This is a genomic window from Marinobacterium arenosum (assembly GCF_019795155.1).
Lineage (GTDB): Bacteria > Pseudomonadota > Gammaproteobacteria > Pseudomonadales > Balneatricaceae > Marinobacterium_C > Marinobacterium_C arenosum.
The window spans coordinates 19,435-33,269 of sequence record NZ_JAILYN010000050.1 but is presented as its reverse complement, the minus strand read 5'-3'; the positions used below and the strand labels follow the sequence as shown (position 1 = coordinate 33,269).

General features: G+C 60.7%; 14 protein-coding genes. 6 read left to right on the top strand and 8 right to left on the bottom strand.

Going from position 1 to position 13,835, the window contains the following annotated elements:
- Positions 1-185: 185 nt before the first annotated feature.
- The 7 genes from K6T12_RS17815 to mtgA form a co-directional block, all read right to left on the bottom strand.
- On the bottom strand, positions 186-824 hold the full coding sequence (locus K6T12_RS17815; RefSeq protein ID WP_222224226.1) for a hypothetical protein: 639 nt from the start codon (positions 822-824) through the stop codon (positions 186-188).
- Between the two features lie 218 nt (positions 825-1,042).
- Positions 1,043-1,294 carry a cell division topological specificity factor MinE gene (gene minE / locus K6T12_RS17810; protein ID WP_222224225.1) on the bottom strand — a complete coding sequence of 84 codons (252 nt, stop codon included), beginning with the start codon at positions 1,292-1,294 and terminating at the stop codon, positions 1,043-1,045.
- The gene (minD, locus tag K6T12_RS17805; RefSeq protein WP_222224224.1) at positions 1,294-2,106 is read right to left on the bottom strand and encodes a septum site-determining protein MinD; all 813 of its coding nucleotides are present in this window, start codon (positions 2,104-2,106) and stop codon (positions 1,294-1,296) included. The genes minE and minD overlap by 1 nt, the downstream gene beginning before the upstream one ends.
- Before the next feature lie 211 nt (positions 2,107-2,317).
- Positions 2,318-3,055, bottom strand: coding sequence for a septum site-determining protein MinC (minC, locus tag K6T12_RS17800; protein ID WP_222224223.1), 738 nt, complete (start codon positions 3,053-3,055; stop codon positions 2,318-2,320).
- Positions 3,056-3,168: 113 nt separating this feature from the next.
- Positions 3,169-3,906, bottom strand: a complete 738-nt coding sequence (locus K6T12_RS17795) for a sulfite exporter TauE/SafE family protein (protein ID WP_255611877.1) — start codon at positions 3,904-3,906, stop codon at positions 3,169-3,171.
- An 82-nt stretch (positions 3,907-3,988) separates the two neighbouring features.
- A complete protein-coding gene (locus K6T12_RS17790) occupies positions 3,989-4,252 on the bottom strand; it encodes a DUF5062 family protein (RefSeq protein WP_222224222.1) in 264 nt (87 codons plus the stop codon).
- A gap of 88 nt (positions 4,253-4,340) precedes the next feature.
- Positions 4,341-5,087 (bottom strand): monofunctional biosynthetic peptidoglycan transglycosylase, encoded by a 747-nt coding sequence (mtgA, locus tag K6T12_RS17785; RefSeq protein ID WP_255611876.1) that lies wholly within the window; start codon positions 5,085-5,087, stop codon positions 4,341-4,343.
- A gap of 335 nt (positions 5,088-5,422) precedes the next feature.
- Between mtgA and K6T12_RS17780 the strand changes: the two genes are divergently transcribed.
- The 3 genes from K6T12_RS17780 to apbC all read left to right on the top strand — a co-directional run bounded on the left by K6T12_RS17780 (position 5,423) and on the right by apbC (position 10,684).
- Positions 5,423-6,019, top strand: a complete 597-nt coding sequence (locus K6T12_RS17780; protein WP_222224221.1) for a TetR/AcrR family transcriptional regulator — start codon at positions 5,423-5,425, stop codon at positions 6,017-6,019.
- A gap of 12 nt (positions 6,020-6,031) precedes the next feature.
- Positions 6,032-9,493: an acyl-[ACP]--phospholipid O-acyltransferase gene (locus K6T12_RS17775; protein WP_222224220.1), complete on the top strand. Its 3,462-nt coding sequence runs from the start codon at positions 6,032-6,034 to the stop codon at positions 9,491-9,493.
- A gap of 93 nt (positions 9,494-9,586) precedes the next feature.
- Positions 9,587-10,684, top strand: coding sequence for an iron-sulfur cluster carrier protein ApbC (gene apbC / locus K6T12_RS17770; RefSeq protein ID WP_222224219.1), 1,098 nt, complete (start codon positions 9,587-9,589; stop codon positions 10,682-10,684).
- 55 nt (positions 10,685-10,739) lie between these two features.
- On the opposite strand, the gene fldB is transcribed toward apbC, so the two are convergent.
- Positions 10,740-11,255 carry a flavodoxin FldB gene (gene fldB, locus K6T12_RS17765; RefSeq protein WP_222224218.1) on the bottom strand — a complete coding sequence of 172 codons (516 nt, stop codon included), beginning with the start codon at positions 11,253-11,255 and terminating at the stop codon, positions 10,740-10,742.
- Between the two features lie 265 nt (positions 11,256-11,520).
- On the opposite strand from fldB, the gene dcd reads away from it, so the two are divergent.
- The 3 genes from dcd to K6T12_RS17750 all read left to right on the top strand — a co-directional run bounded on the left by dcd (position 11,521) and on the right by K6T12_RS17750 (position 13,831).
- Positions 11,521-12,087, top strand: a complete 567-nt coding sequence (gene dcd, locus K6T12_RS17760) for a dCTP deaminase (RefSeq protein ID WP_222224217.1) — start codon at positions 11,521-11,523, stop codon at positions 12,085-12,087.
- A gap of 45 nt (positions 12,088-12,132) precedes the next feature.
- A complete protein-coding gene (locus K6T12_RS17755) occupies positions 12,133-12,777 on the top strand; it encodes a hypothetical protein (RefSeq protein ID WP_222224216.1) in 645 nt (214 codons plus the stop codon).
- 256 nt (positions 12,778-13,033) lie between these two features.
- The gene (locus K6T12_RS17750) at positions 13,034-13,831 is read left to right on the top strand and encodes a hypothetical protein (RefSeq protein ID WP_222224215.1); all 798 of its coding nucleotides are present in this window, start codon (positions 13,034-13,036) and stop codon (positions 13,829-13,831) included.
- The last annotated feature ends 4 nt before the right edge of the window (positions 13,832-13,835 follow it).

The window sequence follows — 13,835 nt, the reverse complement described above, 5'->3', positions numbered from 1 at the left end:
GGGCGCCGCCATGCGCAAGCTGGTACACATCTGTTTCGGTGTGGTGAAAAACCAGCAAGAATTCCAACCACAACTGCCGTAAAAGGCCGTTGTGGCCGGAATCGAGAGATGGTATCTACGAAGCTCGGAGCTCTTGTAGCAGCGCGCTTGGTATGTCCTTGGGTAGCGCGAGTTGGCAGATGCAATTAAAACCCGCCGGCAATCGCCATATAGCGGTTGATATTGTCCGAGGTGCGGCTGGTCGGGTTCAGCTTGTCGGCGATGGTCAGCGCTTTCTCCAGCTGGCTGAGCGAGCTGTGCTCGCTGTCACTCAGGTTGTCACCATTGCTGTTCAGGTACTGGTGGATCTCCGCCGCGGTGGTGTTGATATCCGCCGGGAAGCTCTTCGACAGCGAACCATCGAAATTGTTGATGATGCCGCGGGCGTTGCTCAGGGTGGTCAGGATGCCATCGTTGCCGTGCGTCTGTTTCAGCTTGTCGCTGAACCGGTCGATAAAGTCGCTCAGTTCGCCCAGCGTGCCGCCCGCGCTATCGTCGCTGTCACTGAAGCCCAGCGTTTGGGCATCCTGCGCGCTGATCAGGCCATACTCCTGCAACCGGTTGATAAAGTTCGGGGTAACCTTGAACGACGGGTTGTTGCTGATGGAAAACTCCTTGTTCAGCGCCGCGAACTTTTCCGCCCGGCTGGAGAAGCGGGTGGTGGCCGCCGTATTGTCGTCCTGATTCTGGTCGTTCGAGCTGTTTCCGACTGCCGCTGTATTGCCGGTGGATGTGGTGCTGTTGGTCGCGGTATTGAGGGGGCCGGTGGCGCTGTTGGTGTACATCGATCTGCTGATCCTGTCCTTAGTTCAGATAGCGGTTTTTTACTTCTTAGCTGTTTAATATGCAATGCAGGTTTCGTGCCAGCTTGTGCGCGTTATAAAAATACCAAGTTTTCAATTGGTTAGCGGGTGGTGGACGATATATGGCAGGGAAGTAAGAGGAGAGGAAGGCAAAGAATTGCCGCCGCCCGGCAGTTGCCGGGCGGCTATGAAAATAGAGATCAGTCGGGCAGGGTAACGTTCAGTTCCAGTACCGAGCAGTTCTCGTTGTTGTCGAGCTGGATATTGACCTGGTCCTGATCGATTGCCACGTATTTCTTGATCACCTCGATGATCTCCTGCTGCATCTGCGGCAGGTAGTCCGGCTGTGCGCGTTTACCACGCTCATGGGCGACGATGATCTGCAGCCGTTCCTTGGCGACGGAGGCGGATGTCGGCTGCTTCTTGCTGCGGAAGTAGTCGAAAAAACTCATTACTTAGCTCCCAGCAGCCGTTGGAAGAAACCTTTTTTCTGCACTTCCAGGAAGCGGTGCTCCAGCTGACCGCCCAGCAGGCGCTGTACGGCGTCCTGGTAAGCCTGGCCGGCTTCGGACGCCTGGTCCAGGATCACCGGGGTACCCTGGTTGGAAGCCTTCAGCACGGCTTCGGATTCTGGAATCACCCCCAGCAGCGGGATCGCCAGGATCTCCTCGACGTCGGCAACGCTGAGCATCTCGCCGGCCTGGACCCGCTCCGGGTTGTAGCGGGTCAGCAGCAGGTGCTCCTCGACCGGTGCTTCGCCCCGCTCGGCACGGCGCGACTTGCTCTGCAGGATGCCCAGAATTCGGTCGGAGTCACGTACCGAGGAGACTTCCGGGTTGGTTACCACGATCGCCGCGTCGGCGAAGTACAGTGCCATCTGGGCGCCTTTCTCGATGCCGGCCGGGGAGTCGCAGATGATGTAGTCGAAGGTTTCCGCCAGCTCGTTCAGCACCGCTTCGACCCCTTCCTGGGTCAGCGCATCCTTATCGCGGGTCTGGGACGCCGGCAGGATGTACAGGTCGCTGGTGCGCTTGTCCTTGATCAGGGCCTGGTTGAGGGTCGCTTCCTGCTTGATCACATTGACGAAGTCGTACACCACGCGGCGTTCGCAGCCCATGATCAGATCCAGGTTACGCAGGCCCACATCGAAATCGATGACAACGGTTTTGAATCCGCTCAGTGCCAGACCGGTGGCGATCGCAGCACTGCTTGTCGTTTTGCCGACCCCACCTTTACCGGAGGTTACAACAATGATTTTGGCCAACCTGGAGCTCCTATATTTTGTGGTCTTTAACGGTTCGCGAGCAGCCTGCCGGGCTTGGCCGATCGTAGCGAGGGAAAGACGTTTTGAGACAGTTTTTGAGTTCTTTTGAGGCGAATAGTGGTTCTATTTAACGAAAAAGAGCTCAAAAAATGGCCAAAATCGTCTTTTTCACAGTAGATCAGTGCTAAGTCCGACAGGCTGCGAGTATCGATTAAAGCGTTTTCAGATGCAAGCTGTCGCCATTTAGCGCCACCTGGGCGGGCTGCTGCCACAGCTGCTTGCGCAGGCTGTCGCTGAGCATGAAATTGCCGGCGATGGAGACCAGCTCGGCGGCCATGTGCTGGCAGAAGATGCGGGCCTGCTGGTCGCCCTTGACGCCGGCCAGCGCGCGGCCGCGCAGCGGACCGTAGATGTGGATGTTGCCGTCGGCGATCACCTCGGCGCCCTCGCTGACCTGCGACAGGATGATCAGGTCGGCTCCTTCGGCATAGACCTGCTGGCCGGAACGCACCGGTCGTTCGATAATCTTGGCCGGGCGCTGCACCACCCGCTCCTCGACCACCGTCTTGACCACCACCTCCGGTGCTGCCTGTTGCGGGGCGGGGGCGACCGGCGCCGGCATCTGCAGTTCGCTGTCGGCGCGGCTGGAACTGGGCAGCTGGGGCAGGCCGCAGGCGCGGATCGCATCGTTGACTTCGCCGCCACGGAACGCCATCGGTTGCAGACCGAATTCGCGACACAGTGCCAGCAGCTGGGACGGCTCGTCATCGGCCAGCGGGGCGTTCAGTTTCTCCAGTGAGATCACCACCGGCGACTGGGCGAAGAACTGCGGCGCCTGGTCGATCTTGGCGCGCAACTGATCGGCGAAACCGGCCGGGGTGAACTGGTAGAGCTCGAGTATGATGATGCTGACAACACTTCCTTTCAGCTGGAAGCTAAGATCGCTCATACGGAATCCTTAGTGGCTATGCATCCAGTGGATCTGGATCGATCAGAGTGAAAGTGGCGCTATTAAACCCCAATTGCCGTTAAAGGTCAGCGCGTTAGGGTAAATTTCCCAGGCTACAACAGGCTGCTGAGGGCATCCCAGAGCACCATCAGTGCCGACAGCAGCGAGATCAGCAGAATCGCCGGCTTGGCCGAGCGGGCATCGATCCGCGAGTCCAGCTGGGTGCCCAGTGCCCAGCCGATCGCCAGGCCCGGCAGCATCTTCAGGCTCAATGCCAACTGGCTGAAACCGAAACCGCCCTCCAGGCCGAGCATCAGCAGCGACAGCGGTGTACCGATCAGGAAGAAGGCGGCGATCTCGTTGCGGGCGGTGAGACGGTCGCTGTTCATATAGAGCATCGCGATCGGCGGGCCGCCAACCGAGGTGGCGGTGCCGATCAGGCCGGAGATGAAGCCGCCGATGGTCAGGCTGGTGCGGTTCAGCGGCAGCTCGAACCGGCGCCAGGTGCAGAGTACCGCCAGCAGCAGCACACTGCCGAACAGCAGGCCAAGCAGCGGCGCCGGTGCACTGACCAGCAGCAGGGCGCCGAACCAGGCGCCGGGAATGCGTGCCAGGATTGCCGGCATTATCCGGCGCCAGCTCAGCTGCTGATGTTGCTTCAGCACCACCAGCAGCGACAGCAGGCCGGCCAGCAGCAGGATCGGGCCGGGCACGAAAGCCGGGTCGATCAGGTACAGCAGTGGCGCCGCCAGCAGACCGAAGCCGATACCGACGATGGTCTGCAGGGCGATGCCGGCAATCACGACCAGTAGTGCCAGCAGATCGGGCAGGGTGTAGAACAGTTCGGTCAACGAAGGGCCTTAGCGGTGCGGCACCGCGGTTGTCATGCTGATAGGGGATTCCAGTGCACTCCGATCAGGCGCGGAAATGCCGTTAGTCTTTGAGCAGCGGGTGGTCGGCCGGCAGCTGGCGCGAGATCCAGAGCGCCAGCTTGTGCTTCATATTGGGTTCGTTTTCCTGGTCCTTGGCCAGTGGCTGGACAAGCTTGTCGTGTACCAGCAGGCGGTAGAGGTACTCCACCTTGGCCTTGGCGGAATCGGTGTTTTCGAACTCGCCGACGCCACGGGACTTGGCGTAGACCGCGCCGATTCGCAGTGCTTCCTTCACCAGTAGCGCTTCGTTCTTCAGTTTTTTCATGGCCACCATCCTTCCTAACGGCTGAGTATTCCTAAAGCTATACCGCTATGGCTATGAACTCAAAGGGAATCTGGCGCGGATTTGCTGATTAGTTCAGCTGGGCCAGGGTCTGCAGGCCGAGTTGGCGCATCTGCCGCTGTATCCAGTCGGTGCGCTCGGCCATGTAGTGGCTGAGCGGCTGGACCCGCAGCCGGTAGGGATTGGGCAGCACCGCTGCCAACCGCGCAGCCTGATTGCCGCTGAGTTCACGTGCCGGGCGGTTGAAGTAGTGCTGGCTGGCCGCTTCCACGCCGAAGATGCCGGGGCCGAATTCGGCGATATTGAGATAGGTCTCCAGGATCCGCTCCTTGCCGCAGATCAGCTCGAGCAACAGTGCAAACCAGGCCTCGATCCCCTTGCGGATATAGCTTTTGGCCGGCCACAGGAACAGGTTCTTGGCGGTCTGCTGGCTCAGGGTGCTGGCGCCACGGACCCTGCCGCCGTCGCGGTTGGCTTGTAGCGCGCGTTCGATCGACTCCAGGTCGAGGCCGAAATGCTGTGGAAACTTTTGATCTTCCGAGGCGATTACCGCCAGTTGCATCGGCTTGGCGATCTGCGCCAGCGGCACCCACTGGTGGCGCACCTCCTGCGGGTAGTTGGCTGGCGGCGAGATCTGGCGTTGCAATTGCCAGGCCCAGACCGGCGGATCGATAAAACGCAACCCGCTGACCAGCAGTACCGAGCCCAGTAAAGGCACACCCACCACGGTCAGCAAACCGAGCCACAGCCATTTTTTCAGGCGTCGCTGCAAGCCGGCGGAGCGTTTGCGGGTTGATCGGTAATTGCGTGCCATCATACGGAGTCGGTCTATCGGGGCTGGCTATTATAACGTCAATGCCAACTCGATTGCCTGCCCGTATTTTTCAATGAACTTGCTCTTTTTGTCAGTTGAAGGGGCTGGCACATAAGCCGGGCAAAGCGGCGTTTCCTGGCCAATCACAGAGCCCTGAGTTAACAGCTTGGAGCTTGGGGCCACATGCCGAAGGCTGGCTATCACAACTCACAACTCACAACTCACAACTCACAACTCACAACTATTAAACAGTGTTTAATTTATTTCTTTACAAATTAAACGCTGTTCACTATCTTTCATTGCAACTCAATTGAACGCTGTTTAAGAGTGAGGGCCAGATGATGGCACGACGTAACGATCACAGCCGCGACGAACTGCAGCAGATGGCGCTGCAGGCCGCCGAGCGGCTGCTCGACGAGCAGGGCGCGGAAGCGCTCAGCACTCGCAAGATCGCCGCGGCGATCGGTTACTCGGTCGGCTCGCTGTACCAGCTGTTTCGCAACTACGATGATCTCTGTTGGCAGATCAACAGCCGTACCCTGCAGCAGCTGCTGCAGGCGCTGGCGCCGCATGACGGCAAACCGCCGCGCGAGGCGTTGAAGGCTTATGCGCTGGGCTACCTGCAGTTTGCCGGGCAACAGCCGCAGCGCTGGTCGTTGCTGTTCGAGCATCGTAGCCCGGCGGAGCTGGCGACACCGGTTGAACTGGACGGTGCGATCGCGCAACTGTTCGGTTTGATCGAGCAGCCATTGGCGGCACTGCTGCCGGAGCAGCCGGCGCAGGAGATCGAGCTGGCGGCCCGAACCCTGTGGAGCGGCGTGCATGGCGTCGCGGTGCTCAGCAGCAAGGACAAGCTGTTTCATGCCGACCCCGGCAGCGCCGGGCGGATGGTAACCGACCTGATCGACCGCTACCTTGACGGCTGGCGCGGATAAGGAGTTCAACCGATGAAAGAGTTGCTGACTATCAAGGGATTCCTGGCCTTCGTGGCGGTGGCCTTTATCAACGCCTTTGTCGACTTGGGCCACAAGATCATCATCCAGAACACCCTGTTCAAGGCCTATGATGGCGAGTTGCAGATCTTGCTGACGGCGGTGGTCAACGGGCTGATCCTGCTGCCGTTCGTGATGTTGCTGACGCCGGCCGGCTATATCTCCGACAAGTACCCCAAAAACCGGGTGATGCGTTACTCCGCCTGGGCGGCGGTCGGCATCACCCTGGCGATTACCGCCTGTTACTACCTGGGGCTGTTCGTGCCGGCCTTCGCACTGACCTTCGTGCTGGCGCTGCAGAGCGCGATCTACGGCCCGGCCAAGTATGGCTTTATCAAGGAGCTGGTCGGCACCGACAACCTGACCGCCGGTAACAGTTGGGTGCAGGCGGCTACGATGGTGGCGATCCTGTCCGGTATCGTGGTGTTTTCCGCGTTGTTCGAATTGCGCCTGGAGGGGGCGCCGGCGATGAACCCGCAGGACAGCCTGTTGACGGTGGCGCCGCTGGGCTGGCTGCTGGTTGCCGGTTCGGTGCTGGAACTTTATCTGGCGTACCGGCTGCCGCAGCTGCGTGATACCGACCGTGACTCCCGCTTCGACTGGGCCGGCTACCGCCGCGGCCGGATGCTGCGCGACAACCTCGGCCTGCTGACCGACAAGAAGCCGATCATCCTGTCGGTATTGGGGCTGGCGCTGTTCTGGTCGATCAGTCAGGTGATGCTGGCGGTGTTCCCGGCCTTTGCCGAAGAACATATGGACCAGCACAACACCTTCGTGATCCAGAGCGTGATGGCGCTGTCCGGCATCGGCATCATGATCGGCTCGGCGCTGGCCAGCCGTTGGTCGCGCCACTATATCAACCTCAGCCTGATTCCGGTTGGCGCGGTCGGCGTGGCGCTGGGACTGATACTGCTGCCGCAGCTGCGTTCGATGCCGTTGCAGGCCGGCGCGTTCCTGCTGATCGGTATCAGCGGGGCACTGGCGGTGATTCCGCTGAATGCGCTGGTGCAGTTCAACGCCGGTAAAGCCGAACTGGGCCGTATTCTGGCGGGCTACAACTTCACCGAGAAGAGCGCCATGCTGCTGGCGCTTGGCCTGACGGTATTCTGTGCTTATATGGGTGTCGACGGCCTCTGGTTGCTCTGGTTGCTGGCGTTGTTTGGCGTGCTGGGCGCGGTGGCGGCGATCGTGCTGCTGCCGCAGGCGATGATCCGGCGGATGTTCGCGCTACTGCTGAACCGCAAGTACCGGTTGGAGGTGCTGGGTTTCGAAAACATGCCGGCGGAGGGACAGGGGGTGTTGTTGCTGGGCAACCATATCAGTTGGCTGGACTGGGCGATTGTCCAGCTGGCCTGCCCGCGCCATGTAACCTTCGTGATGGAGCGGGCGATCTATGAGCGCTGGTATCTGAAATGGTTCCTGGACCTGTACGGGGTGATCCCGATCTCGTCCGGCAACAGCCGCAGCGCGATGCAGCAGATCAACCAGCGGCTCAATCGTGGCGAGGTGGTCTGCCTGTTCCCGGAAGGGGCGATCAGCCACAACGGTCAACTGGCCTCCTTCAAGCGCGGCTTCGAGTGGGCCTGCGAGGGCGCCGACGGGGTCATCGTGCCGTTCTACCTGCGCGGCCTCTGGGGCAGCCGCTTCTCCCGCTCCACCGAACGGCTGCGCAGCCTGCGTAGCCGGGGCCTCAAGCGTGACCTGATCGTCGCCTTCGGTGAGCCGATGGCGATCGACAGCAGTGCCGCGCAGGTCAAGGCGCGGGTCCATGAGCTGTCGATCAGCGCCTGGCAGCAGCATACCGACAGCCTGGAGCCGCTGGCCCATGCCTTCGTCCGCTCGGCCCGCTACGGGATGTCCGATATGGCGATCGCCGATGTGCAGGGCGAACCGCTCAGCCGACGCAAGCTACTGACCGCCTGCACGCTGTTCTCGCGCCGGCTGGCCAGGGTCAAGGCGCCGAACCTGGGCTTGCTGATGCCGACCTCCAGTGCCGGTTCGATCGCCAATATGGCGGCGTTGATGGCCGGCAAAACGGTGGTCAACCTGAACTTCACCGCCAGTCAGCAGGCGCTGTTGGCGGCGCTGGAGCAGGCCGAGGTGGATACCATCGTCACCGCCCATAAGTTCGTCAAGAAACTGAAGGGGCGCGGTATCGATCTGGACCCGCTGTTTGAAGGCCGCACCATCCTCTATATGGAGGATATCAAGGCCCATATCGGCAAGGCGGAGGCGCTCGGCACCCTGGCGATGGTGTCGCTGTTGCCGACCTGGTTGCTGCAGCGGTTGCTCTGTGCCCGTCGTCAGCTGGACGATACCGCGGCGATCATGTTCTCCTCCGGCAGCGAGGGGGCGCCGAAGGGAGTGATGCTGAGCCACCGCAATATCATGGCCAACCTGCGCCAGGTGTCCGACGTGCTGAACGTGCAGGAGCAGGAGTGCATGATGGCGACCCTGCCGCTGTTCCATGCCTTCGGCCTGACGGTGACCGGCCTGTTGCCGCTGATCGAAGGGATTCCGGTGGTCTGCCACCCGGACCCGACCGACGCGGTCAATATCGCCAAGGGGGTAGCGCGCTACAAGGCGACCTTCATGTGCGCCACCTCCACCTTCCTGCGGCTCTATACCCGCAACAGCAAGGTGCATCCGCTGATGTTCAAGTCGCTGCGGGTGGTGGTGGCCGGCGCCGAGAAGCTGGACGATCAGGTGCGGGCGGCGTTCGAGGGCAAGTTCCATGTGCCGATCGTCGAGGGCTACGGCTGCACCGAAACCACCCCGGTGGCCAGCGTCAACCTGCCGGACGAGCTGGACACCCAGTGGTGGACCGTTCAGGTCGGCAGTAAGCCTGGTACGGTCGGCATGCCGCTGCCTGGCTCTACTTTCCGGATCGTCGATCCGGATACCCTGGAGCAGTTGCCGGTCGGCGAGGACGGGCTGATCCTGATCGGCGGAAGCCAGATCATGAAGGGCTACCTGAACGCGCCGCAGAAAACCGCCGACGCGGTGGTCGAACTGGATGGTATCCGCTGGTACAAGTCCGGCGACAAAGGCCATCTTGATGAGGACGGCTTCCTGACTATCGTCGACCGTTATTCCCGCTTCGCCAAGCTGGGCGGCGAGATGGTCAGTCTCAGCGCCGTCGAGCAGGGGGTGCGCAGCTGCCTGCAGGCACCGGAGCTGCCGCTGGTGGCGGTCAATTTGCCGGATGCCAAGAAGGGCGAGAAACTGGTGCTGCTGCTGGAGGGGGAGCATGAGCCGACGGTGGTGCGTCAGCAGCTGGTGCAGAACGGTTTGGCGCCGCTGATGGTGCCGGCGGCGATCTACCCGGTGCCGCAGGTGCCGGTGCTGGGCTCCGGCAAGACCGACTACCGTAGCTCGCGGGAGCTGGCGGAAGCGCTTTGCGCTGGCGCTTGCTAATGGGAGTGTGGAATAATCCTGACATATTTGCTTGGTTATTGGATGATGTTCAAGAAACTGTTTGGAAAACGTAGTCCTCAAGGAGACAACGGCATGAGCGATAGCACGCTGGCGGCGGTACAGCAGGCATTGAACCGGGTGAACGATCCCTACCTGCAGCAGGGGTTGTTGAAACAGGGGGCGCTGGGCGAGGTGTCGCTGGCGAACGGCGAGCTGGTGCTGGAAGTGATCATGCCCTATCCGGCTGCCGGCATTGCGGACCAGTTGCGCGCGCAGATCGCCGAACACTGTGCCGCGATCGAAGGTGTCGAGCAGGTGCGGGTAATGTTCAGTTACCGGGTCGAACAGCACCCGTCGCCGCGCAATCTGGCGTCGATGCAGGGGGTCAAGAACATCATCGCGGTCGCTTCAGGCAAGGGCGGGGTCGGCAAGTCGACCACCGCGGTCAACCTGGCGTTGGCGATGGCCGCCGAGGGGGCGCGGGTCGGTATCCTGGATGCCGATATCTACGGTCCGAGCCTCGGCCAGATGCTCGGTGTGCCGGCCGGTACCCGGCCGCAGTCCTCACCCGACGAGAAGTACTTTATCCCGCTGCAGGCCCAGGGGCTGCAGGCGATGTCGATGGCCTTTCTGGTGGATGAGAACACCCCGATGGTGTGGCGCGGGCCGATGGTCAGTGGCGCCATGCAGCAGCTGTTGAACCAGACCAAGTGGCAGGATCTCGATTACCTGTTCATCGATATGCCGCCGGGCACCGGCGATATCCAGCTGACCCTGTCGCAGAAGGTGCCGGTATCCGGCTCGGTGGTGGTGACCACGCCGCAGGATATCGCGCTGCTGGATGCGATCAAGGGGATCGAGATGTTCCGCAAGGTCGATATCCCGGTGCTGGGCATCGTCGAGAACATGAGCGTGCATATCTGCTCCAACTGCGGCCATGCCGAGCATATCTTCGGCGAGGGCGGCGGCGACAAGGTGGCCGCCCAGTACGATACCCAGATGCTTGGCAGCCTGCCGCTGGCCATGAGTATCCGCCAGCAGGCCGATGGCGGCCATCCGACAGTGGTGGCTGAGCCGGACAGCCAGGCGGCGCAGCTGTACCGCGATATCGCCCGTAAGCTGGCCGCCTCGCTGGTCAAGCGGGTGGCCGACAGCGGCCAGATTCCGACCATCTCGATCGTCGAGGACTGAGTTGGTTGCGGGCCTGTTTTTGCAGGCCCGCAATGGCGCACTTTCAGCTAAAAGCTCAGGCCGCCGCGAACTCCACTATCACCTGGGCGCACCAGGCGTCCAACCGGTCCTCGGTCAGCTCGCGCTGGCAATCCTCATCCAGCGCCAGGCCGACGAAGTGCCTGCCGTCGGCGGTCAATGCCTTGGAGGCATCGAACTCGTAGCCCTCGTTGGGCCAGTGGCCGATCACAGTGGCGCCGCGGGCGACCATCTTGTCGTGCAGCATCCCCATCGCATCGAGAAACCACTCCGCATAACCGTACTGATCGCCGAGGCCGATAAAGGCGACCGTCTTGCCCTGCATATCCAGGCTGTCCAGCTCCTGCCAGATTTCGAACCAGTCCTCCTGGACCTCGCCGTAATCCCAGGTCGGGATCGCGAAGATCAGTTGGCCGAACGCCTCGATGGTACCGGGGGCACAATCTTTGACGTCGAATAACTGCAGTTCGTCCTGACCGAAGTAATCCTGCACCTTGGCGGCGATATCGCCGGTATTGCCGGTAGTCGAGCCATAGAAGAGGGCGATGCTCACCGGAATCTCCTTGTTAACGAGATAAAAATGAAAACCAATACTAAACGCGAATGAGAATGCTTAGCAATTATAATCTTAGCGCGTTCTGGAATAGGCTTATGCCTGGGCGGGTGGCAGGGTTATATCCTGGCGGATAAAGTGGAACGCCGAACAAAGAAAATCGCCCGCTGCCAATTAGCCGCTTGCGGGCTCTTCGCCTGGGGCGGTGAATCCGGTAGAATCGCAGCCTCGTTACAGATTCAGTTTCAAGGTAAGCAGAACGTATATGGGCATCAAATCGGATCGCTGGATTCGCCGTATGGCGCAGGAACATGGCATGATCGAACCGTTTGGCGATCAGCAGGTACGGGTGAACGACGGCAGCCCGATCGTCTCCTACGGTACCTCCAGCTACGGCTACGACGTGCGCTGTGCCAATGAATTCAAGATCTTCACCAACATCAACTCGTCAGTGGTCGACCCGAAGAATTTCGACGCCGGCAGTTTCGTTGATGTGCAGTCCGACGTCTGCATCATCCCGCCGAACTCCTTCGCCCTGGCGCGCACCGTGGAGTATTTCCGTATTCCGCGTGACGTGTTGACCATCTGCCTGGGCAAGAGCACCTATGCCCGCTGTGGCATCATCGTTAACGTGACTCCGTTGGAGCCGGAATGGGAAGGGCATGTAACCCTGGAGTTCTCCAACACCACCCCGTTGCCGGCCAAGATCTATGCCAACGAAGGGGTGGCGCAGATGCTGTTCCTCGGTGCTGACGAGGTCTGTGAGACTTCCTATCGGGACCGTGGCGGCAAGTACCAGGGACAGACCGGCGTCGTGGTGCCGCGTACCTGAACCTAGATCCGTCCCTACCTTTTTTGGAGTCCGCTGTAGTCATTCATGAATACCTCCCGTAAACAGATCCAGGAGTTTTGGCAGCGGCTGGAGAATACCATCGACCAGCTGCTGGACAGCCGCGAAGGCGACCGCTTCGATGCCGACAGCCTGTTGAGCCAGTACCGTGACGAACTGCAGAAGATCGACCGTAACCTGACCTTTCACTTCGAACGAGACGATGGTGAAGAGGGGCCGGTGGAGATGGTGTTCGGTTGCGATGGTTACCCGGAATCGATCAACAGCGTGCTGCACCTGGTCGGTGAGGCGCCGCAGATGAGCGGTATCCGCTTCAAGGCGTTCAACGAGCGCTACGACCCGGTGCCCGGCTACGTGCATGTGGGGGATGAACTCTGCGAGCTGCGCGATTTCTGGTGTGCGCTACGGATAGTGAATGGCCGATTGCACCTGGAGATCTACCTGACCGACGCGCCGAAGATGCTGGATATGGACCCGCGGGTCGAAGCGGTGATGATCTTCCTTGATGCGCTGTTGGGCGAGTATGAGCTGATGACCCGGATCTGGGCGCTGGACTGGTATGATCTGCCGGATTCGCCGGAGGATTTCGGACTGATTCCATTGGCTTCGCTGCGCCGGGCGTTCGATGCGCTGAAGGGCGATGTCAGGCCGATAGGGATTCAGCTGCACTGATTGAGAAACTGAAAACGGCCTCTGTATGAGGCCGTTTTCCTATAAGTGGTCGCCGATCAGTTATCGGAGAGGATGTAGACCGAGCCTTCTTCCTCCACCGATGGTTCCGGCGCTGTCCCTGCGTGCATCTGTTAGCCTCCGTTGCTAAAAAGTGACTGAGAAAAGAGTTGCCTCTAACGCTAGAATCGACCATGGTCTAGGGAACTTTAGTATAAATATGTCGGAAGTTATATATCCAGCGGAGGAACCGACCGTGATGAGTAGCCTGCTGACGCGGATTCTGGAAGATGTGCGGCTGGAATATGTCCGGTTGATGCAGGAAAGCGACGGTCTTCACCCCTATCTGTCCGCCGAGCGGCTCTGTCATGAGCGGCTGTTTATCGAGCCGGACACCCTGGCCCGGATTGTCTCCGAAGACCCGACCCTGCTGGCGGCCAGAGCCGGTAGCCTGGTGATGAACAAGCAGGAGCGCGAGAATCCATCGGTTGGGGTGATCATCTGCAGCAATATCCTGGCGGCCTCGCTGGAGGGGCTGCTGACCGTGGCGGTCGAGCATGACTGGCTGGAGGTGGACGAGGATGGCGCCCTGTTGGTCGACGAGGAGGAGATGAGCCAGGATAACCAGTATCCAATCTCCACCGACTACAGCCACTCGGCGACCGCGCGCAGCAATCTGACCAAGCCGGGTCAGAGCCAGCTCAGTGCGATCTTCAATGCCGCCGAGGACGCTTTTCTGGCCTCCCTGCAGGAGTGTTCGCGTGACGCTTACCAGAAGGCGCTGACCCTGTCGTCCGACTACGCGGTATTCGCGCCCGACGACCTGGCGCCGCTGATCGCCGAGAACCCGCTGTTGCTCGGGCTAAGGCCGGATGGCCTGATCGACGAGGATATGTTCGACGGCGACCCGCCGGCCGGGCTGATCATCAGCACCCATCTGACCCGGATGCTGCTGCATCAGCTGCTGGAACTGGCGGTATCGGAAGGGGTTCTGTCGACCGATGAGCACGGTCATGTGATCGTGCCGGACAGCAGCGATACCCCGACTCTGCATTGAGCTT

Coding starts and splice junctions, on each gene's coding strand:
- K6T12_RS17815 (WP_222224226.1), bottom strand. CDS start 824: ATGTACACCAACAGCGCCACCGGCCCCCTCAATACCGCGACCAACAGC.
- minE (WP_222224225.1), bottom strand. CDS start 1,294: ATGAGTTTTTTCGACTACTTCCGCAGCAAGAAGCAGCCGACATCCGCC.
- minC (WP_222224223.1), bottom strand. CDS start 3,055: ATGAGCGATCTTAGCTTCCAGCTGAAAGGAAGTGTTGTCAGCATCATC.
- K6T12_RS17790 (WP_222224222.1), bottom strand. CDS start 4,252: ATGAAAAAACTGAAGAACGAAGCGCTACTGGTGAAGGAAGCACTGCGA.
- mtgA (WP_255611876.1), bottom strand. CDS start 5,087: ATGATGGCACGCAATTACCGATCAACCCGCAAACGCTCCGCCGGCTTG.
- K6T12_RS17780 (WP_222224221.1), top strand. CDS start 5,423: ATGATGGCACGACGTAACGATCACAGCCGCGACGAACTGCAGCAGATG.
- K6T12_RS17775 (WP_222224220.1), top strand. CDS start 6,032: ATGAAAGAGTTGCTGACTATCAAGGGATTCCTGGCCTTCGTGGCGGTG.
- apbC (WP_222224219.1), top strand. CDS start 9,587: ATGAGCGATAGCACGCTGGCGGCGGTACAGCAGGCATTGAACCGGGTG.
- dcd (WP_222224217.1), top strand. CDS start 11,521: ATGGGCATCAAATCGGATCGCTGGATTCGCCGTATGGCGCAGGAACAT.
- K6T12_RS17755 (WP_222224216.1), top strand. CDS start 12,133: ATGAATACCTCCCGTAAACAGATCCAGGAGTTTTGGCAGCGGCTGGAG.
- K6T12_RS17750 (WP_222224215.1), top strand. CDS start 13,034: ATGAGTAGCCTGCTGACGCGGATTCTGGAAGATGTGCGGCTGGAATAT.